Genomic DNA, 21,315 nt, shown 5'->3' with positions numbered 1-21,315 from the left:
TGGCCGCGACGTTCCTTTGCGAGTCCCGCCTCAGTGCCCCTGAGGATGCCGCCGCAGCAGCACGTTGCAGTCGGACACGGTGGTCATGTCGCCACCTGCTCGGGCACGGTCTCTCACCGATGAGAGTTCGGTGCATCCGGCGCAGCCGTCCACGGGTGCGGGATCGGCCTCCACGTGAAGTGAAAGCCGTACAGGGGAGGTGCTGTACCTGGTGGGCTCGGTCATGCGGTCCATGGTTGGCCGACAGGCTCCACCGCACCGACTGATATTCGCGAATATTCTCCCGAGTGGTGCGGTCATCTCTCGACATTCACGTGGAGCTGCGAACAGCCTTGAAGTCAGAGAACTGAACACCCTTCTCAGTGTGAGGCGGCGCGTGATGGCACGGCAGTTACGGTTCAACGGCACAGGCAGTGGTGGTTCGGGATGTCCCTCCGTCCATGAGGACGCGCAGAGCGGAGAGGTCATCGTCCACGGGCCGCCCCTCACCGATCCTGGCGACCTCGCCCAACTGCGGCACCTGTCCTGGTGGTACCTCGTGAGCTGTTGGTCGACTGGACACCGAAGGACGCGACCCGGCAGGCCCGAATCATCGGACTGGACGAGTTCGAGGCTTTGTTCAGCACGTTCAGTCACTCGGCATGGCGACTGGAAACCCGGCGGCGCTTCGCCAGCGACGAAGCCACGGACACGTACCGACAGTTCGTCGAGAACGGCGTAGTCGACTGGCCCGTGGAAGATCCGTACTGTGAACTGATCCGTTCCCAGACCGCGCAGGGCAAACGTGTTGAACGGGTGCGGATCGTTGATCAGCCGCCGACCATGGGGCAGCTCTATCTCCTCGACAACGCCAAGCGGAACAGTGGTCTGGGGGAGGACATCCGGAACCTGTGGCGGATGGATGCAGACAGCCTCCAACTGCCTGCGGAGGACTTTTGGTTGTTCGACAGTCGGCTTGCTGCGAAGCTCCGATTCGGCGACGATGACCACCTCGTGGACGTCGAGCTGATCACGGAGCCGGCCGAAGTCGTCCGCTACTCCGTCATCCGTGATGCGGCATGGCATCACGCGGTGCCTTACGAAGAGTTCGCGGCGAAGCTGAGCGACAGCGAGTAAGAGCAGAAGGAACAGACGCGTACCGGTGAGCACCGACTTCCAGAAGGCCCGTGAGGACCTGGGGCGACGACTCCGGGTTCTCCGCATCGAGTGCCCTCACGGCCGACTCACCGGCACCGCCCTGAGTGCCCGCCTCGGCTGGGCACAGAGCAAAGTGAGCAAACTGGAGAACGGGCGTCAGACTCCCACTGCGGAGGACCTCCGGGCATGGGCCGATGCCACCGGACACCCCGGGGCGTACGACGAGCTGCACGGTCGGCTGAAGGGCTTCGAGTCGCATGTCCGCTCGTGGCGTCGACAGCTGTCGTCGGGGCACCGCCCGGTGCAGGAGACGTGGAACGAGGTGACGGCGGCGGCCCGCGTCCTGCACGTGTGGGACTCCTTTGCCGTCAACGGCCTCTTGCAGACCCCGGACTACGCACGGCATGTGTTCGAGCGCTACGCGACACTCCAGAACTCACCCCGTGACACCGAGGACGCGGTACGCGCCCGCATGGACCGCCAGAGATGGCTGTACCAGCCCGGAAGGCGTCTGAACCTCTTGATATGGGAAGGCGCGCTACGAGCTCAGGTGTGCCCACCGGATGTTCTGAAGGGGCAGATGGACCGCCTGCTGGGCGTTGTCGGTATGGATACCGTCCGGCTGGGGATCGTGCCGTTGGACGCGGTTCTGAGCCTTCCTCCCGCCAATGCGTTCTGGATCGTCGGCGAGCGACTGGTGATCACCGAGGACTGGCACGCGGAACTCTGGCTGGACGGCGCCGATACGGTCACCCTGTACCGACGGGTCTGGGAATCCCTGCGCGAGTCCGCCGTGTTCGGCGCCGAGGCGCAACACGTGATCGTCCGGGCTCGGCAGGCGATTCCTTAGGAATGCGGGGGTCGGCGCGACCACTCGCCGAACTGCAGCCTCCGCATCCCCATGCCGGCGACGAACTGGGCCCAGGCCGCGTGGGAGACGGATATACGGGGGCCTGCGGGCCTCGTCGGCCGCCGCGTGAGCGCCCGTCTCGAAGGGCAGATTGCACGGTGACGTGGGGGCGTCGGGCCTGTTCGAGCAGGTGGCGCAGTTGTGCGCGCATGGTGTCGCGGCCACCCACGGCACGGCGGATGACCGCTTCGTCGACCACCGCCCAGATGTGGGGCGGCTCGTACCTGTCGAGCAGCTCCTGTCGCTTCATGCGGATGTCCACCATGTGCTGGATCTCCTTGTCCGTGCACCGTATTTCGGAGGCGCGGTGCACGGCTTCGGCGTAGGCACGCGTCTGGAGCAATCCGGGGACGTACATGCAGGCGTAGTGGTCCTCACTGACCACTTCGTCCTCCAGGGTCAGCATGAGGTTCATGGACTCGGGGACGGGGTCCGCGAGCGAACGCCACCAGCCCTGGATTCGCGCGCCCTTGGCCAACTCGACGAGTGAGGAGCGGCTCGTCGTCCGTGGTGCCGTACGCACGGCACAGCGCGTCCACAGCCGGCCATTTGACTGCACCCTGCTTGCTCTCGTAGCGGCTGAGGGTCGCTTTGGAGATGCCGACCAGGGACCCCGACTCCTCCAGGGTGAGGCCCTTGCGCTCACGCAGGCGACGCAGATCCGCGCCTGGTCGGCGCCTTCGGGTGGTGGGTCCGACTGTCATGGCTGGGGTTCCTCACGTCGACGTTTCAGAGCGTGCGCTGAGAAACGCGGTTCTTGTGGACGCCCTCGCCGATCGCTGGGGCGTTGTCCTGCGAGCCGACTCGAAGGTCACCTGGTGCGAGCCGACCACGGGTCTGCGGTCGTCGGTCGATCATGTGGACGGGCCCCAGGTGGCGAGGGCCGAGGCGCTGCTCGGGCTTCTCGGTCTGTCCGTGCGGGAGGATGTTCAGCGGGGGCCACTGACCGTGGCGCACGCGGAGGAGGCCGCCATCGACATGATCGCCGACCTCCTCCACTGGCTCCGGGCCCACGGCTGCGATCCGGACGGGGCTCTGGATCGCGCACAGGCGAACTTCGAGGCGGAACTGCTCGAAGCGGCATGATCGTTCTCTCAGTAGCGCAGCACGTCGCTGAAGAATCCGATCGACGGATCCTCCGGCGTTCCCACGAGGAGGGCACGGTCGAGCAGCCCGTTGTTGTGCTCGCAACTCGTCTCGGGCAGCAGCACGCAGGCGTGGCACGCCGCCATGTTGATCCCACCGACACCGCTGCCCGTCGACTCGACGCACAGGGGATCCGCGGAACACCACCGTGCCCGGTCCAGCGCCGAGTCCAAGGAGTTACGCAGACGATCGGGTTCGCCCTGTGCGACCAGGCCCCCCAGGCTGCCCGCGGAGTCGCTCGTCGCGGTACAGATGAGGATTCCGGCCATGGCGTCACTCGCGTACAGGCGTTCCCGCAGCGAGGCAGCCGGATAACCGCCGTCAAGACTCCACTCGTTGATCAGGGCGTGTGCCAGGGTGTGGAGGAGGATCATGCGGGGAGAAGCCGGCGAGTCGGGCACGGATTCCGGATCCTGCGCGCGCTCACGTGTCATGCGGGTGTGGTTGTTCCGGATGCGATCGGTACGCGCCGCCACGGCGACGCTCCGGGCCCAGTCGTCCAGTCGATCTTCGTCGAGCCGGAGGAACACGCCTTCGCCCTGCACCTCCATCGCGGGCAGCCAGTCCAACTCCACCAGGGACAGCGCGGCCTGGTGAACGTCCGTCCGTGTCTCGGGGGTGTCCACCCTGGAGAAGGCCTTGAGGGCGCGGACCTCCCGGAGCCGCTTCACCAGCATCGGACCGGTGACGCCGTACGGGCTCAGCACGGCCGGGGAGGACAGCGGATGCTCGCAGACGAACTGGTCCTCGCGTCCTGTCTCCTTCTCGGGCTGCCCCACGATCAGACGCTCGTACTCCTGGTTCCGGAGCCTGACGAACGGGCTGTCGACGGTGGCCTCCCCGTCGGATCCCCCGTCCTCCTGGTTCTCCGCCGCGAGGAGGGCGATGACCTTGGCGGCCGAGAACTCGTACTTCTTTTCGATCCCGAGCACCTTCAGATACACGCGAATACCGTGCTCGTCGCCTGCCTCGTACATTTCCCGCAGATCGTCCAGGCGGCTTCCGAGCCTGGTGAAGTGCTCGTCGCTCCACGGCGGAATGGACAACGCGGTCCGCACGATCGGCTGCCAGGCAACGGAAGATCCTCGCTGCAGGGTGCGCGGCCGCTCCGAGCATCGTTCGGTCGGTGCGTCCTTGAGCCAGGGCCGCTTGCCGCTGCAGAACACGTTCAGGTCGGACAGCGCGGTGCCCGTGAACGCGCCCTCCATGGACACCTCCGGGACCCCACAGGTGCAGGAGATCAGGATCGAGCGAAGGGATGCCGTCTTCCCGCTCGTTCGCAGCCGCATCTCGCCACCGCAGAGGCCGGTCTCACCCTCCGCACGGTTCTTGCGGTGCGCCCACTTCCAGTAGGGGAAGTCGTCGATATGGCCCTTGGCGCACGCCATGACGAAGCGTGAGGGGACGAGGTCCTCCTCGCACGCACTGCACTCGTTCTTGCCCGCCGGTGAGTTGAACCGCCGGACGTGCTGGAGGGATGCGCACTTCGGGCACGAGTGCCACAGGGGAAATCGGCGGACGTGCACACCGTCCTTGCTCGTGTCGTCCGATGCGGGCGGCAGACGGAACGACTTCACGCCCAGGACCCGCGCCAGACGGTGCTCGAAAACGGTCGGTGCGTCGCTGATGTTCCAGGAGTCGGTGCCGGCCACTATGAACGACTCGTTGTCCACGGCGACCAGCGAGCCGACGCCGTACGTCGTGATCATCTGGGCGCGACGGACGGAACCACGGCGCGGGTAGCTGCGTTCCGGTGCTCCGGTCCGACGGCGTCGGGCGGGGGGAGGGGTCATCGGGTTGCCTCCATGAAGAGAGCGGACTCGGCGTCCACATCGCGCAGGCTCCACAGGGTGGGCCACGCCTCCGGCTCACTGTCGTCGAACCCGCACAACAGCGACGGCGTCCTCCGGCCGCGCTTGGGCTCGTAGAGCAGTTCGCCCCGGGCTTCGGCCTCCCCCGACCACCATTCGACGAACTCGTCGTAGGCATCGGCCGTCGACGCGTACTCGTCCTTGTCGACCCTTTCCACCCTGGCCAGCAGCGTGCTCCGGACGATCCCGTCCAACTCGTCACGGAACTCGTCGATCCTTCCCGCGCCGTCGTTCGGGCGAAGCCCGGGAATCATGATGCGGGCGAGGGCGACGACGACGGCGTGCAGACCCCGCTCGCGGGAGCGGGAGGAGAACGGGGTCACACTGGTCGACTCCACCTCGCGATACAGGGCCGAGTGGAAGTGCTGGAAGCTCTCGTAGTGAGAACGGTCCCTCGAACGGTTGGAGTTGAGCATCACGGCCACCAGGCCGGGGTGGCGGCGCCCCACTCGACTGGTTGCCTGGATGTACTCGGCGGTGGTCTGCGGCTGCCCCATGACGGCCATCAGTCCGAGCCGGTCCACGTCGACGCCGACCGAGATCATGTTCGTGGCGAGAAGGACATCCACCACATCCTGGTGGCCCAGCCGCTGCTCCACCTGCTTGAGGCGTTTCGGGACCTCGCTGGAGTTGGCGCGGCTCGTCAACTCCGTCTGCTCCAGGACCTTTCGCCGTACGCCCCCGTCGCGGTCGGCCAGATGTCCGAGATGCGCGTCCACGTCGTCGTGGACCTGCAGTTCCGCCGCGGCCAGGAGCCTGAGGCTGTTGAAGTACCCGACGAGCGTCCAGTAGGCGTCACGGGTCCGGGCGTCCTCCTGGCCCTGCGCGGCGCGGTGCAGCAGATTGGCGTAGGTGCGGATGAGCAGGGTGGACTGGCTCGTACTGGGGGTGAGCAGACCGACGTACTGGCGACTCGCCTTGCGCTCGCCGGGCGTCTCGACGGCGAACCACGAGTCCCGTGCGTCGAGGCCGGCCGGCGGGAACTGGGCGACATCGCGGGCGAACAGCTTCCTGCCCTGCTCCGAAGCCCTTCGGATGGTCGCGGTCGAAGCGATGACCTTGGGCTCCCCCGCGAGCAGGTCGACCGCCGTCTCGTACAGACCGGTGAGTGTGCCGAGCGGTCCCGAGATGAGATGCAACTCGTCCTGGACGATCAGCTCCGGGGGCGGGGTGCCGTCCTCGCGGTCACGGTTGAACAGTGCCGCGGTCTGCTCGCGCCACGGCATCGCGGCGAACTTGTCGACCGTGGCGATCACCAGTGTGGGACGTGCGTCGTAGACGGCCTCGTCGATCAGATGGACCGGAAGTCCGTCGTGGAAGTCGCACCAGGTGTCGGGGCAACGGACGTACATCCGCTTCGCCTCCTCATCGACCTCGTACTGGTACGCGTCGATGCGGGTGCCGCACCAGGGGCACGCGTGCAGTTGGACCGGGTTCTTCTCCTGCAGCTCCCTTTCCCTGCGGAGCTCGGCGAGGCTCTCCTCGGCGACCGACAGTTTGTTGGGCGTGGCGGACTGGCCCACCCACATCCCGATCGAGATGGTTTCCGTCCCCAGCGCCCGCTCGTCACCGAGACGAATGCGTTCCATGGCGCAGATGAGGGATGCCGCACGCTCGAACTGTTGCAGGGTGAGCAGGCGCAGCGTGTATCGCATCAGGACCGTCACGCCGCCTCCCCGCTCCTCGTGCCGCATGCGACGCAGGAAGACAGTGAAGGCGATCAGACCGAGATACGCCTCGGTCTTCCCGCCACCGGTGGGAAACCAGAGGAGATCAGCGGTTCCGCGGTCGTCGTGGTCGGGGTCGACGATTCCTTCGAGGCAGAGCAGCATGAAAGAGATCTGGAACGGGCGCCACCGGCCCGCAGCCGTGTCCGGGGTGCCCGTACGACCGTTCTTCACCCACTCGCTGCGCCCCCGCTGTTGCGCCATCGCACGATTTGCGAGACGGAAAGCCCGCATGGCCTCCGTGTCCGTGCCCAGCACTCTGATGCCCCGACGCATACGGGCCAGGGCCGTTCTGCAGTGCTCGAGCTGCTCCCGCGCGGGCACCTCGTGCTGGGTGCCCCGGAAGTCCCGGGCCTCCACCTCCTTGCGGTCGATCCACTCCGCGTACCCGGCCATCAGGGCGTTGAGGGCCGACAGGACCTCGCTCTCGGGACGTGTCGCAAGGCCCTCCATGGTGAGAGCCGAGTCGTCGATGTCGGGGTTGGAGTCGGTGAGCAGGACATCGTGGGCCGGTACGAACTCGGTACGGACCGTGGTGATCGCCGCACGGTCGATGTTCTTCTCGCCAATGGCCGGCGGGATCCAGTCCCAGTCAGCCGAACAGCCGTGCCCGACAGCGAAGGTGGGCGCGTGGCGGTGGAGGAGACGGCTCGAGGCGACCTCCGGGTCGAGCCCCCTGCGCTCGGAGGGGCGGTCGACGATTCCCCGCTCGTCCGACTCGGTGGTGACGGTCAGGCGCGGCTGGTACAGGCAGAAGGCATCCTGCAGGGCGTACTTTCCGACCTGTCGTGTGTTGATGAGGGTGACGGTCACGGTGACCGTTCCGCTCGCCGGAGCCGGTGGCCGGACGACGATGTCCAGCGCCGCCCCTTCGTGGAGATCGTCCAACCGCTCGCGACGCGGCACGGTCACATCGACGATGACCTCGCGGATGGACAGGGCCCGCCTGCGCCAGTGCTCCTTCTGCTCGGACACCGTCCGCGCCCGGGCGCGCTCGGCCGCCACGGGGCGCCCTTCGGCGTCGACCGGGTCGTAGGCGGCGGCCTCCGTACGCACGACGAGTCGGGGAGCGACCTTCGGGTCCACGGCGAACGTGAGCCCCATCGACGAGGGGCGTCGGTCGCCGACCTGAGCCGCACCGAGATCGGGCAGGGGATCCTCGATGTCCCGGCCCCTCCGCGGGATCGGGGCGTCGTCGAGTCCCTCGTTCTCGGCCGCGTCCTCCCGGAGCACCTGCTCGGACTCGGCATCGGACGCCCTGGGGAACAACACCCCTATCGGGTAAGTGGTGATCGGGGGATCCTGGGTCAGGATCTCGTCGGCGGATCGCGGGCCGAGAAGGTCCTTGCGGAGCTGCTCCACAAGCCCTTCCCGGAGCGTGTAGTGAGCGGCGTGAACGCTCGTGTCGTCCGTCATCCGACGATGCCTTCCTGCGTGATCCCTCTGACGCGCCTGTAGCGCCCGAGCCCCGACAAGCGGGGTACCGTCCAGATGCCGTGGTCGCCGAGCCCGGCGCGGGCACCGGAGGCACCGCTGCCCGCGACGGTCTCGACGCAGTCGACCCGGAATCCGTTGATCTCCACCGGCCAGTTGATCTCCCACGTCTTGTTGATCTTCAGAGACGTGTGGAGATCCTTGCGGAACCGCTCCGAGACGACGGAGATCGGCCGATCTCCGTGGAAGATCGTGTACGGAGGGCTCTGGTCGACGGCCATGGGCATCTCGTGTTGTGTGCGGAGAACCAGCTCGTCCCCGGGGGAGACCGACGCGGCCAAGTAGTCCTGCAAGGACGAGGCGTCGTCGGTGAAGCCGTCCGTACCGGGCGGATGTTCCCGACCCACGTCCTGTCCGGAGGCCACGATGCCGTCGCGGATGTACGACTTCCAACCGCCGAGATACCAGCGCTCGGTGACCTTGTCACGGCGTACGAGCGCGGTGTCGGGCGCCGCGATCCGGAACAGGTCGTCCCGGGCGCGGGTCATCGCCACGTACAGCGAACGCGCCTCGGCCGCCGGGTCGACGTGGGTGTGCTGCTTGCGGAGTTCCGCCGTCGTGGCCGGTTCCACCACGATCACCCGATCGAACTCCAGCCCCTTGGCCCGGTGCACGGTCGACACCACGAGCTTCGCGGGCTCCACGGCCGCCAGATCGTCCGGGAAGCGCCCTTCGGCGACCAGCCGCCGTACCGCCGCGACATCCATCAACCCTCCGGGGGCCCGGGCCGCGCCGCGCAGAGAACGCCAGATCCGCGTACGGTCCCCGACGGGGGCGATCGGACCTGCGGAGAGCAACTCCTGGAAGCGCTCCTCGGCCAAGGTGGTGGTACCGGTACCCCGTAGGACCGAGGTGACCCAGGCGGGGACGGGACGGTCCTGGAGGGCGCGCTGGACCCGATGCCCCACTCCGAGGGAGAACAGGGCCTCGGACAGCACCAGAGCCTGCCGGTTGTCCCGGCAGAGAATGGCGCAGGTGCCCGGGTAGGCCCGGAGCGACCCGACGGTGAACGGGTCCTCCAGAGGGCCGAAGTCGGGGCATGACCGGAGCAGGTCGGTCAACCGACGGTGAAACTTCTCGCCTGCCGCGTCGGATTCGGCGGGCTCCGACGGCAGCCTCTTGAGTTCGGCGCCGACAGCGAGGGCGGTACGGGCCTCCTCCGTACGGGCCCGGAAGTTGGTGGTGAGGTGCAGTTCGACCAGGTCGTCGGGGTAGGAGGCCCGGAGCCAGTCGAAGAAGTAGTTCGTCTCCGCGGCACGGGCATCCTGGTCGGAGACCTGGAAGCCGAAGATGGCCTGCGCCCCGTCCCCCACCACGGTGAATCCGCAGCTGTCCTGGAAGCGGTCCAGCAGCGTCTCCACCATGTCCCGGCGATCGCCCACCAGGTCCTGGACCTCGTCGATCACCACGTGGGCCGGGGGCCCCTGCTCACTCTCCTCGACGGCCCCCCGCAGGATCGCCTCGGTCGTCTCCCTGATCCGCTCGTCGAAGCGCAGCGCGCCCCAGTCCCGGTCGGGCTGCTCGCCACGCAGCACGGAATAGGCCCATGAGTCGAAGGTCTGCACCCGGACCCGGCGGGCCTGACGGGCATGCAGCGCGATCCGCTCACGCAGCTCACGGACCGCAGCACGGGAGAAGCTCAGCACCAGGATCTCGCCCGCTTCGAGGGCGTCCTCCTCGTGGCCCAGGAGCGCGTCGAGGCGGCGGACCAGAGTGTGCGTCTTGCCCGCACCCGCGCCGGCCGTGACCAACAACCGGGCATCCCAGGGCTGCTCGACCACAGCCCGCTGCTCCTCGGTCAGGGGCGGACTGTCGTGGTACGCGTCGGTCACTTGGCCCTCCACAGGTGCTCGAACTGCGTGAAGGCGAGCGCCTTGCCGTAATTGGTGATGTTGTCACGCACGTTGAGGATCAGGCAGGTCTCCTTGCCCCCGTTGCCGGGACCGCGGAGACCGCGACCGATCATCTGTTGGTAGACGTTGGGGCTGTAGGTGGGACGGGCGACGACGACGGCCCGGGTGGCCGGTGCGTCGAAACCCTGGGTCAGGACACCGTAGTTCGTGAGCACGCGCACACGACCGCGGCGGAAGTCCTCGATGCTCCTGCGGCGCTCGCCCGCGGAGGTCGCCGAGTCCACCGAAGCGGCGGTGATCCCACGGTCCTTGAGTTTCGCCGCGAGGAACTTGGCGTGTGCCACGGACGTGGCGAACACCAGGACCGGCCAGTCGGAGGGCATCTCGACGATCTCCTCCAGGATGCGCTTGTTGCGGTCGTGGTCGTCGGCGAGGCGTTGCTCGGCGGCCTTCGACAGCAGGCTCATCTGGTCGGCCCGCTCCTTTTCGTCGTTGGTCAACTCGATGGTGCCGCCCATGAGGACCCGATGGTCGACCTTCGCCAGCATGCCGAGCCGCTGCAGTTCCCCGTACGCGTCGTCGGAGGGGAAGATCCCGTCGTCGAGACGCTGTGCCCCGAAACGTTGGACGAGGCGCTTCGTCTCCTCGTCGTTCGTGTTGCGGAAGGGGGTCGCGGTGAGTCCCAGCAGATGGCGCCGCGTCTCACGAGCGGTCAGGCCGAGTTCTTCGAGAATCTTCGTGTACTGGGGAGAGATGGCGACATGGGCTTCGTCGACGATGACCAGACTCGCCTTTCGTAGCCATGCGTATCCGTCGGTGCCGAGGCAGTTGCGCAGCTTCGCGTCGGTGGCGATCACGAGGTGCGGTCGATCGTTCACCGGCCCCGCCTCGTTGGTCGTCCACAGCCTGCTGATGGTGAGAGAGCTCTCGGCGCCGACCTTCGACCACACGAAGCTCCAGCTCTGGACGGCCTGCTCGCAGAGTTCCTCGGTCTGGGCGATCCAGAGGATGGGTCCGTCCAACTCCCCTACGGACTTGACCCAGCGGATCACCGCTTCCGCCGCCACCCGGGTCTTGCCCGCGCCCGTGGGCAGGGACAGCATTCCGCGTTGGGGCGCGAACCGGTCGAGCATCGCGAACACCTTGGTGGCGAGACGCTCCTGGTAGTCGTGCAGCCGCGGGAACTCGGTGGGGCCGGGTACTTCCACCCTCGGCGGCAGCGAAGGTGCCCTGGTCCCGGCGAAAGAGTCGGGGAAACCGAACTCGGAGACGAACTTCACGGCGGGCGAGGAGCCGGCGAAGCTGGACGGCGCGTGGCTCGGGTAGGCGGCCAGCAGATCACGGGTGTGCATGTGCAGTACGCCGTCGCCATGGGCGTTGTACGCCATCCGTGCGATCCGGCGGGCCGACGGGTCGACCCCTCCGAGTTCGGCCCGCTCGCTCTCCAGCAGGCCGGGCGGCAGGCCTGCGCGGAGCGCGGCCTCGCCGATGAGCAGTTCCAGCTTCTCCTCGACGCTCTCGGCCTCGCGGACCTTGCGCAGGGCCGCCTGGAGCTGCTGGTCGGCCTCCTGCCGCTCCTGGGCGTCGAGAACCGCGCGGCATCCGGCTTCCTTCAGCCCCCAGCGGAGCTCACGGTCGACCGCCACGAGAGCGGCGAGCCGGTCCTCGGGCTCCAGGACGAGCACGGTGTTGCCCTGGAGGGCGCTTCTGAGGGGTGCGGACCGCGTGCCCTGGGGGGTACGGGTCACCTCCTCCAACTCGGAGCACGGCAGCAGTCGGTAGTTGTTGACCGCATTGCCCATCCGCTGACGGAGGGTGGGAAACTCGTCGTGCAGGGCTGCCGGTTCACCGATACCCACGTGTCGGGTCTCCCGGCTGACCACGTCGGCGTAACGCAACATCCCCCACGTCTTGACGAGCAACGCCGCGTCCTCGGTGCTACCTGCGAGCAATGCCGGAATCTGCTCCGCACGCAGCGTGCGGTACTCCGCCTCCGACGCCGCGACGGCGATCTTGTCGTCCTCCTGCGCGGACCACTGCGATCCGATCCGGCAGCGGGTGAGCTCTCCCTCGGGGAAGTCGACCTCGAGCCGGGTCAGCATCACGTACGTACGGCCGACGAAGGCGTCGTCGTCGCTGGTGCGGAGCTGTTCGAGCAGTCGGTCCCACTGCTTCGCCGGGACATCGTCCACCACGGTCGGCAGGTGCAGCTTGCGGGCCTTCTCGGCGCTGATGTCCGACACCGGCAGGACGTCGGCATACGCGTGGAGTTGAGGTCCTACGGCGTCGGAGACCGGGACGACACCCTGGGAGGTGGGGACGCGGCCGTGGCGGGCCAGCATCCAACGCAAGGGGGAACGGACGGACTTGCGCGTGTTCAGCTGGACGCCGAACTGCATGGTCCAGGTGTCGATGACGCTCGCTTCGGGCAAGGCCTTCACGAAGGCCGCCCGGCCCTCGTCCGACAGCCGCTCCAGCAGGTGCAGCGGCCCTCCGATCGGCGAGCCCTCCAGTTTGAGTCTGTTGAAGGCAGGACGTGCGGCGTTGCTGCTCAGGGTTCGGCAGTAGTTGTCGTAGATCGCCGTCGAGTACGCGGCGTACCAGGCCTCGTCCGGCGAAGGGCGGTGCCCGGCGGTGGGCGTCGCACGCAGGCCGAACTCGTGGAAGACCATCCGGTCGTCGGAGTGGAAGTCCAGGTCCACCGCCACCGAGCTGTCCCGACTGCCGTCGGCGGGCACCACGGCCCCGGGGAGGAGACAGTCCCGCATACGGTGGAAACGGCCATCCACCGTGCGGACGTACAGCGTCGTCAACGGGTCGGGTACCCGGGCGATCACCTCGCCGCTCACCTGGCTGCCGCCCGCGTTGTGGAACAGCTCCCAGAAGCGTCCCCAGTCCTGGGGACCGTAGCCGGAGAAGCCCTGTTCCAGGACGCCGATGAAGCGCCCGCGGGAATCCGCCTCCCGGATGCCGATGGTGTTCAGGTCACCGATGAGCGACTGGTCCTCGGAGAGGGAGGAGTCCACGTACGTTGTGCCGTCCCGCAGACCGTCCTGGACGGCCCGGCGGTAGACCATGCCCACTACGGCGGGCACCAGGCCGCTCTCCTCGGTCAGCACGATGCGGGCGGTCCGGGCCTCCTCCGCGAAGGGTGAGCCGTCGCCGACCATCGCGGCGACGATGCGGATCGCGACGGCAGAAGCCTCGGCCGTACCGTCGCTGACGAGCGCTTCCAACCACTCACGGACGGTCGCGCGGCCCTGTCTCGTCTGTTCGAGAACGTGCGCCACCTTGCCGGCGCGGAATTCGCCTGCCTCCACGGAGGGATGCACCCAGTTCGAAGGACGGCCCGGGTACGCGTGCCACATCCGGAGCCAGTCGACCTTGAGCGGGTTCTTGCCCGTCGGCGCCGGGTGCACGCGGAGTTCCCCGGGGGCCCGCAGGACACCGTCCTGGTCGGGAAGGGACGGCAGCCGCGCGGTCAGCTTCCAGATCTGCTCGGTCAGGTACCGGTCGGCCCAGTTGAGGGTCTCCGACTCCCTGGTCCGACCGGGCAGCAGCGGAAGGTACGCCCCGGGGTCCTCGGCGGGAGCCAATCGAGGCAGCGACTCGACCACCAGCCTCGCGGCGACCTGGAGGATCTCCTCGTTGAAGGGACTGGAGTCCAAGAGGTTCTGGCGGTCCTCGTTCGTCTTCCAGGCACCGTTCAGGATCCCCGCCAACGTCATCGGGTACTTGGTCGGGAAGAACGACCAGAACTCGCCGCGTCCCTTGGGGACCGTGAGAACGGTGTCGCCGGTGTACTCGGGAACGGCCCACGAGATGTCGATCGTTCCCCGGTCGTGCATCTCGCCCGCGCTGGCCCTCGCCCGTTCGGTGGGCCGGTGGGCGCACGTGAAGACCTTCCAGGTGGCACGGGACTCCGGCTTGCCCGTCCGTACCTCGTGGATCGTGTGCGCGATGTCCTCGCGCTCGATCGTGATCTCCCGCCGGATCTGCGGCATGGCACGACGGTTCTCCAGGATCACCGTCCCCACGTGGGAGGAGAACAGCTGGAAGCGCGCCGGGAACTCCCGCTGGATCTGCCGGCCGGCCACCGTGTGGATGTCGTGCCCCAGGCGATCGGCCGCGCCGGGCAGAAGGGGGAGCCGGACCACGGTGGTGGCCCAGCCGAGCAGCTCGTCGAGAACGGGATCCGCCGAACGTTCGGCCTCCGCCTCCAAGGGGCGGGCCATGCGCAGGACAGGGGCTTCGAAATCGCCGCCGGCCGCCCGGCCACCGGCCTTGCGGATTTCTTCGAAAGACCATGCCCGGTCGAATCCGAAGGCCCCGGACGTGCTGAAGAATTGAGGAGCGTCGGTGACGGCCAGGACCGATTTCACCCCGACCCCGAAACGGCCGATCTGCCCACCGCGCTTCTTCGACACACTCATCCGAAGGATGGTCTCGGCTCCTTCCGCCGTGACCTCTTTTCCCTCGTTCGCACAGTACAGGTGCGTGTCGGTGAGGACGACGTGCACCTTTCCGCCGGGAGAATGCGCGATCTCGTCCGCGGCGTTCTGGACGAGTTCGAACAACTGGCGGTCCCCGTAACCACCCTGGGTGATCCGCCGCTCACCATTGGCGTGTTCCAGAATCAACCCCGGGTCGACACGATACGTCTCCAGAACGCGCGCCGACTGCCCGATGATCGTCTGGATGACGGACGTCTCGCCCGAACTGTCCGTCACATTGGGGTGGTTCAAAGTATTCCCATTCCGTGGCTGTGAGCTGAACGAGGGGGAGTCGGCGGCCGGCCGCTGCGGGGGATGCGGCCGGCCGTCGACTCAACGATAGGAGCTGGGAGTCCGACGAGGTGCCGGGATGGTCGAGCCCGAAGACAGTGACGACGATTTACGGGCGCTCACGGTTCCGGCGGCGCCGGTTCCTCCGCCTGGTGCCACCGGTGTTGTTCGGCGGACGGGTGGCGACATCAGTGGTGCGGGAACGATTCGGCAAGGGAGGGACGGGTCGCTGGGAACCCTTCCCGCCGTCCGTTTCCGGAGCCACCTCTTCCGGCTCCGGCTCCGGGGCCGCCGCGATGCTGCGGGCCGCGGCCCTGTCACGCAGGAGCCGCAGGTGGTTGATACGCGAACGCGTCGTTCCGACGTCGTCGAGGAACTGGGACCGCAAGTACGGGTCCTCGATGGAGTCGTACTGTTCGACGAGTCCGAACGCGGCATCGTCGGGGTCGGGCGGGCTGGTTTCCATGCGGGCCCCCAGGGTCCTGGTGAATGTGTACCGGGCGGGACGGAAATGGCGCACGTGCAGAAGGGCGGAAAGGCAGAGCAGGACGAGAGCCCATTCGCCAGGAGGAAGGGTTTGATCGGATGGATGGGAAGGCGGGAAGAGGATGTGAACCGAACGTGGAAGAAGCCAAGCGTATGAGGTCGGTCGACGGCAACCCGGTTGATGGAATTTATTTCGCAGAATTTTCCCGACCGTGTTCTGAAATAATTCCGGGCATGCAAAACAAGGCCCTCCCGAAGGTGGGCCGGTTGCGCCTGGTGAGGTGCTTCCCGATTTCACGCTACCCGCTCGAAAGCTGTCGCCGCAAGCCTCCGGAGGGGTTGCGGCGGGAGCTTTTTCGCCGCCCCTGGTGGGTGCGTTCGGGGTGAATGGGGCAAAGCGGTCCCAGGGTTCAATGCGGACCATTTTCCCTTTCGGGTCATACTCGGGTTAATTGCCCAATGGAGCGAGTGAGGTAATCAGAGCCCGGTGAAGCCGTGTCAAAGGTTGTTGTCGGGCGGAGTGTCAGTGTCAAACGGCAGGTGTATGGTGCCGTAGATGGGCGACGCGGCGGCTGAGGAGTGATGACGTTGGACACCGGCATGGACTTTGGTCCCTGGCTGGCCCGGCAGCTGAAGCAGTCGGGCATGAGCCAGGCCGATCTGGCCCAGCGGATCGGCCTGACGCGAGCCGCGGTCTCGGCCTGGATCACCGGTCGGGCCACCCCCCGCGAGGAGACGATCAACAAGATCGCCGAGGCGCTCGGCACCGATCTGGGGACGATCCACACCCGGACCGCCGACACCTTGGCCGGCTTGCCGATCTCCTGGTACCACCGCCCGGGCCACGCCGACGGCGGCCGCGAGTTCGGGAACGCGGCGGCTTTCGCCTTCGAGGCCGACGTCGAGGTCCTGGCCCGGGAGGCCACCCAGAACAGCCTCGACGAACGACTCGACCTCGCCCAGCCGGTCCGGGTCCGCTACACCCTGCACGAACTCTCGGGCGAGGCCCTGGCCCGGTTCCGCGACGAGATCCGCTGGGACGACCTACTGCCCCACTACGAGGCTGCCGCGGAGCAGGACCAGAAGGTCGGGCGCATGATCGCGGCCGGTCTGAGCGACATGTACGACCGCGACCGGCTGGTACTCCTCCGCATCGACGACTACAACGCCTCCGGCCTCACCGGCGACGACTACGAGACCGGCCGTTTCGCCGCGGTCGTGCGTCGCCAGCTCGACAGCCAGAAGTCGACGAGCGCTGCCGGTGGGTCCTACGGCCTGGGCAAGGCGACGCTCTGGGCGACCAGCCGTCTCGGCCTGGTCCTCATGAACTCGACCCTGTCGGAGCCGCACGAGGGACGGACCGAGCGTCGGCTCGTCGGACGCCTCGACCTTCCCTGGCGCAGGGTGGGTGACAGGACGTGGGCCGGTCCCGCCTGGTTCGGTCGGCCGGATCCGGATGCCGAGGACGTCAACGTCGCTCGCTCGTGGTGGGCCGACGAGGAGAGCGTCGAACGCCTCCACCTCACGCGGGAGAGCGCCGAGCCAGGGACCTCCTTCCTCATCGTCGGAGCGCACGACGTCGCCAGCCTCGTCGAAGGGACCGACACCGAGGCCGACGTGGAGGACGACGACAGCGTGCACCGCATGCACCACCGCCTCAAGGACGCGCTCGGCCGGAACTTCTGGGCGGCCATGACCGGCGGCGGCCAACAACGGCCCCTGCTGGAGGCATCGGTGAGGACGCTCCGCAACGGAGTGGAGATCATTCCCGAGGCACGGGTCGACCCCCGGGAGACCCAGCCCTCCCGGACACGCGCACTGCAGGCGTTCCTGGACGGTACGACCGTCGACAGGATGACGGAGTCCGGGCAGGTGGCCAAGGCGACCGTCCCCCTGATGGTCCCCGCCCCCGCAGGTCGCGGAAACGCGGTCGAGCACCGGGCGGTCGTACTGGTCACGGAGGCAGAGGACGGCGACGACGGAAAGCCGAACCGGGTGACGACCATGCGGGGCAACCGCATGACGGTCAAGATCGGTTGGGTGCCCGGTCTACCGGTGGGCACCAACCCGTTCCAGGCCGTTCTGCTCGCGGGCAGAGCGGCAGGGGACGACGCTCCCTTCGCGGACGAGGCCGAGGCTTTCCTGCGCGCCTCCGAACCGCCCGAGCACGACAAGTGGGGGCAGACCGAGGAACTGCGCATGCTGTATTCGCCCTCCGCGTACCGGCGGATCGGCGCACTCACGACCCAGGCGAACAGAGCTGTGCGCGAGTTGGTCGCCCTGCCCAGGAAGAGTCGCAAGGGCGGTCCGGAACGACTGCGCAAACGTCTGTCCGTGGGAGGGCGCAAGACGGCCCGCCCCACCCCCCCGGCCGGCCCGCCGACCCTGGAGGAACTCGACGCCAGGATCGACGACAGCGGTGCGTGGTGCGTCACCGCCGAGATGAAGATCCCTGTCGGCGGCGATTCCTGGCGCCCCACACCGGTGGCCAAGCTCGACGTGCGCTCCGGGCCTCGACCGCTTCTGGCCTGGTCGGAGCTGGTGGCCGTGCACAACTGCGAAGTCGTCGACGGCAGGATCCGCTTCGTCCCCGGTGCGCGCAGCGCGACCTTCCGGGGAACCACTGACGTCACGACCCATCCCGTACGCGCCCAGTTCAGCGGCCTCGTCGTCGAACTCCGCACCGACAAGGGGGCCCAGGCATGAGGGCATACCCGTATCAGCGACTTCCCGGTGTCGTGTCGCTCCGGGTCACCTCCGTCGAACTGCGCGGCCCGGACGACATCAGGGACCCCCTCGACACCAGCGCCTTCTCCGCCGTCGAGCAGGTTGTCGCGCCCGGCTCGTCGGAACGGGACGACTGGGAGTGGCTCCGTATGAAGGTCTCGGCCACCGTGCCGGGCAGGGCGACTGCTCCCGACGGCCCGTGGACCGACCTGGCGGTCGTCGTCGTGCTGAGCGAAGGGGCCACGAACACGCGGATCACCACGGCCCTCACCCCTGGCGCGGAGGGCGGCCGGCAGTGGGTAGGACAGCTCGACCTCTGGCGTGCGGACCATCTGGACCGGGCCACCATGTCCGTGCATGTCGTCGCCACGGTGGACGGCGTGGCGGGACGTGAGATCGCCGCCTCGACCAAGGACTGGATCGTCGACCTCAAAGCCGAAGCCCCGCTGCGCGGGCGGGAACTCGACGTCGTCGAGGTCGGCTTCCGTGAGGGCCCCGAGTGGCTGCGCGGCTTCCACGAGATTCCCTGGGCCGTGGACACGTCCGGTGACCTGCCCGTCGTGCATCTCAACACGGATTTCGAGGGAGTCTCCGACCTGATCGGCGGCAACGGCACCTCGGTCGACAACATGGTGCGGGATCTGCTCCTCGCCCAGATGTGCACGGACGTGTGGACGGCCGTCTTCCACACCGCCATCGGAGATCTGGAGATCGAGGACGACGGAACTCCGCTGTTCCCTCGCGACTGGAGAGGCGAGGTGTTGCGCGAGATGCTGCCCGACGTCGTACCCGGCCTCCCGGTCGAGGACGCGCTGGGGGAGGTCCACCGCCGACGAACCGGAACGTCGGGGTGGACCGACCTCCAGCCACGTATCCACTACGCCGCCACCCGTAGGGCGGACGTGCCCAAGGTGCTGAGCACCAGCATCCGTGGCCTGGAAGGCATTCACCGGGGGACCGACGCATGACGGACAAGCCGAACCACCTCCCGGAGCGCCTGGCGCTGCTCGCGGACCTCAACGCGGCGCGGTACCTCACCGATGGGCTGCTGTCGGGCAAGGAGAACGCGCAGGCCATAGCGCTCAACAAGGTCACCGAACCCCTGCCCCACGACGGTGAGAGCCGTGCGGAGCTGGCCCCGGTGCGCGACCTGATCGACGACGCGATGTACAAGTTCCGGGACGACCGACCGACCAACGCCGACGCCTGGTTGGCACCCCGCCTCCACGCGGCGCTCAGACTCACCCGGCGGGAGGCGGCCGACCGGCGGATCTGGAACTACCTTGCGCTGGGAGTGGCTCCGGATTACGTGGTGTGGCGCCATTTGGTGGCCAAGTCGCAGGGGGACGCACCGAAGGTCGCCGCCGCACGGTTTCGAGGCCCGGCGTACACCCAGGCGTTCTCTCGGCTGTGGTGGGCCGCGGAGCTGTACCGCGACGGCCCCGACTACGGGCCCGTCGTGACCGCGTGCGGCAATCAGGAAATGCTCAACACCGCTCTACGGATGGATGTCATCGAGCATCGGCCGACGGCGCAGGCGATGGTGCGCCTGATCGGACGTGGGACGGTGACCAGCACCCGGGAGGCGATTGCCATGGCAGCGGCCATCAACGCCTCCGCCGCGACCCTCATGTACGACGTCGTTGCGCCCGATGCCGAACGGGACGGCAAGCCCCTACGGCAGTGGATCGAGGAGGCGGAGTCGGCTCCGGCCGTCCCACGCAGGGACCTGCCCACCGGGCCGTACGAGGAGAAGACTCCGGAGCGTTCGGTGGATGTGCTCGTCGATCACTTCGCCGAACTCTTCGCCGAGGCCCCGGTACGGGGACGGACGGATGCCGAGGAGGAGACCGGCGCCGAGGTCTGAGGCGGCGTGGGCCGTCGAACGGCTACCGGCGGGGCGGACGACAGCGTCGGTTCCTCCTGCGGTCGCCACTCCTTCAACAGCCTGTACCACTTCTCCTGCGGCGGCTCGCGGAGCAGCGCCATGCTCAGGATGTGCAGCGACAGGCGGGGCGGAATGGCGTTGCCGATCTGCTGAGCCACGTCGGTGGAGCGCCAGGGGTACGCGGCGGGGAAGGACTGGAGGAGACCGGCCTCCTGGGCGGAGAGGCGGTCGAGTTCGTCCTCCGACCTGATCACGATCTCGCCCGAGGCGTCCTTCCTCAGGTGGTAGAGGCGATTGCGGCGGACCTTGCCGGTGATCGTCGGGGCCGGCTCCCCGGACTCGCGACGTCCGCGGTTCTTGGGATCGCCGCCGGATCCGTAGTTGGAGACCATGACGAACTCCGACGTTCGCGTGGCTTGGAGCGCGTCTCCCATGGACACCCAGGGCTCGACGTCATCCCCGCCGTGCGAGGTGCGGAACAGCGCCCCGTCCTCGTGGTCGTGTGTCGGAGGCAGCCGTTCGGCGCCTTTCCGGTACCGCTGGTGCGTAGCCTCCGGGAAACGGACCTTCCGGTGCACGTTCTCCGGATCGAACTGTGCGATCAGGACCGCCCTGCGCCGCGTCTGAGGGACACCGAAGTCCTCGGTGTGCAGCATGTGGGCCTCGGCGGCGTACCCCGTCCTACGGAGGATCTTCACGAAGTGCTGCCACACCGGCATCACCGTTTGAACCTGCTCCAGCACGACCACTTCGTAAGGCCTGCCGCGCTTGAGCTTGGCCTCCATGATCCAACGGAGGGGTTGCAGAACGAACCCGGTCCGGTCGTCCGACATCGCATCCGTCTCCGACTTGACCTCTTTCCAGGCCGCGTCGAACGATGCCTCGTCCTCGTGATCCGCAAGCCGTGTGGCCAGGCGCAGCACGTCGTCCAAGGCCTGGTGCCCCTTGCGGCTTCCCGCCACCGAGAACGACTGACAGGGCGGTCCTCCGGTGAGCACGGTCGCCTCGACGACCGAGGGGTCGCACGGGCCGAGTTCGGCGACATCCTTCACGTCGGTGGTCAGGAGGCCGGCCGCCGCACGCGTGGCACGGGTGGCGTCGTCCCACTCGACACCGATGCTCTCGACGCCCTCGTCCTTCATGATCGTGGCGGCGATGTCGAGGCCGCCGGGCCCTGCGAAGAGATCGACGATTCCGAATTTCGCAGAGGGGAGTGAAGGGGGAGAGGGGTGGGTCATGGTGTGCAAGTGTAGCCGGCGATCAGACCGGGGAGGGCGCTTCCTCCGGCGCCC

The 21,315-nt window shown here is 67.9% G+C and carries 11 protein-coding genes and 2 pseudogenes; 6 read left to right on the top strand and 7 right to left on the bottom strand.

Annotated features, from left to right (window positions below):
* Positions 1-30: 30 nt before the first annotated feature.
* Entirely contained in the window at positions 31-225 is a 195-nt protein-coding gene (locus DTB53_RS37390; protein WP_075025251.1) for a hypothetical protein, read from the bottom strand.
* Between the two features lie 154 nt (positions 226-379).
* Here DTB53_RS37390 and DTB53_RS13175 point away from each other — a divergent pair.
* A pseudogene (locus DTB53_RS13175) lies at positions 380-1,116 on the top strand (DUF6879 family protein).
* Between the two features lie 25 nt (positions 1,117-1,141).
* Complete coding sequence (locus tag DTB53_RS13170) at positions 1,142-1,987, top strand: helix-turn-helix domain-containing protein (protein ID WP_012380770.1); 846 nt, start codon at positions 1,142-1,144, stop codon at positions 1,985-1,987.
* Positions 1,988-2,104: 117 nt separating this feature from the next.
* On the opposite strand, the pseudogene DTB53_RS13165 reads toward DTB53_RS13170, so the two are convergent.
* Positions 2,105-2,751, bottom strand: a pseudogene (locus DTB53_RS13165) (helix-turn-helix domain-containing protein); the annotation flags it as partial.
* A gap of 55 nt (positions 2,752-2,806) precedes the next feature.
* On the opposite strand from DTB53_RS13165, the gene DTB53_RS13160 reads away from it, so the two are divergent.
* Positions 2,807-3,133: a hypothetical protein gene (locus DTB53_RS13160; RefSeq protein WP_012380772.1), complete on the top strand. Its 327-nt coding sequence runs from the start codon at positions 2,807-2,809 to the stop codon at positions 3,131-3,133.
* An 8-nt stretch (positions 3,134-3,141) separates the two neighbouring features.
* Here DTB53_RS13160 and drmB read toward each other — a convergent pair whose 3' ends face one another.
* From drmB to DTB53_RS13140, 4 genes are read right to left on the bottom strand one after another with little or no spacing between them, the layout of a single operon-like run.
* Positions 3,142-4,986, bottom strand: a complete 1,845-nt coding sequence (drmB, locus tag DTB53_RS13155; RefSeq protein ID WP_042497108.1) for a DUF1998 domain-containing protein — start codon at positions 4,984-4,986, stop codon at positions 3,142-3,144.
* Positions 4,983-8,207 carry a helicase-related protein gene (locus tag DTB53_RS13150; RefSeq protein ID WP_012380774.1) on the bottom strand — a complete coding sequence of 1,075 codons (3,225 nt, stop codon included), beginning with the start codon at positions 8,205-8,207 and terminating at the stop codon, positions 4,983-4,985. The genes drmB and DTB53_RS13150 overlap by 4 nt, the downstream gene beginning before the upstream one ends.
* A complete protein-coding gene (locus DTB53_RS13145) occupies positions 8,204-10,117 on the bottom strand; it encodes a UvrD-helicase domain-containing protein (RefSeq protein WP_078562767.1) in 1,914 nt (637 codons plus the stop codon). The genes DTB53_RS13150 and DTB53_RS13145 overlap by 4 nt, the downstream gene beginning before the upstream one ends.
* The gene (locus DTB53_RS13140; RefSeq protein ID WP_012380776.1) at positions 10,114-14,883 is read right to left on the bottom strand and encodes a DEAD/DEAH box helicase; all 4,770 of its coding nucleotides are present in this window, start codon (positions 14,881-14,883) and stop codon (positions 10,114-10,116) included. The genes DTB53_RS13145 and DTB53_RS13140 overlap by 4 nt, the downstream gene beginning before the upstream one ends.
* A gap of 1,107 nt (positions 14,884-15,990) precedes the next feature.
* On the opposite strand from DTB53_RS13140, the gene DTB53_RS13130 reads away from it, so the two are divergent.
* From DTB53_RS13130 to DTB53_RS13120, 3 genes are read left to right on the top strand one after another with little or no spacing between them, the layout of a single operon-like run.
* Positions 15,991-18,114, top strand: coding sequence for a helix-turn-helix domain-containing protein (locus DTB53_RS13130; RefSeq protein WP_236586296.1), 2,124 nt, complete (start codon positions 15,991-15,993; stop codon positions 18,112-18,114).
* Entirely contained in the window at positions 18,111-19,103 is a 993-nt protein-coding gene (locus DTB53_RS13125; protein WP_012380779.1) for a hypothetical protein, read from the top strand. Before DTB53_RS13130 ends, DTB53_RS13125 begins: the two co-directional genes overlap by 4 nt.
* Positions 19,100-20,002, top strand: a complete 903-nt coding sequence (locus DTB53_RS13120) for a DUF6339 family protein (protein ID WP_012380780.1) — start codon at positions 19,100-19,102, stop codon at positions 20,000-20,002. The genes DTB53_RS13125 and DTB53_RS13120 overlap by 4 nt, the downstream gene beginning before the upstream one ends.
* Here the strand turns inward: DTB53_RS13120 and DTB53_RS13115 are convergent.
* Positions 19,924-21,261, bottom strand: a complete 1,338-nt coding sequence (locus DTB53_RS13115) for a DNA cytosine methyltransferase (RefSeq protein ID WP_078562799.1) — start codon at positions 21,259-21,261, stop codon at positions 19,924-19,926. The two genes, DTB53_RS13120 and DTB53_RS13115, sit on opposite strands and share 79 nt — an antisense overlap.
* Positions 21,262-21,315 lie beyond the last annotated feature (54 nt).

The sequence above is a fragment of the Streptomyces griseus genome, assembly GCF_900460065.1.
GTDB classification, from domain to species: Bacteria; Actinomycetota; Actinomycetes; order Streptomycetales; family Streptomycetaceae; genus Streptomyces; species Streptomyces griseus.
The sequence above is the reverse complement of the archived record's forward strand: the minus strand, read 5'-3'. Positions and strand labels throughout refer to the sequence as shown.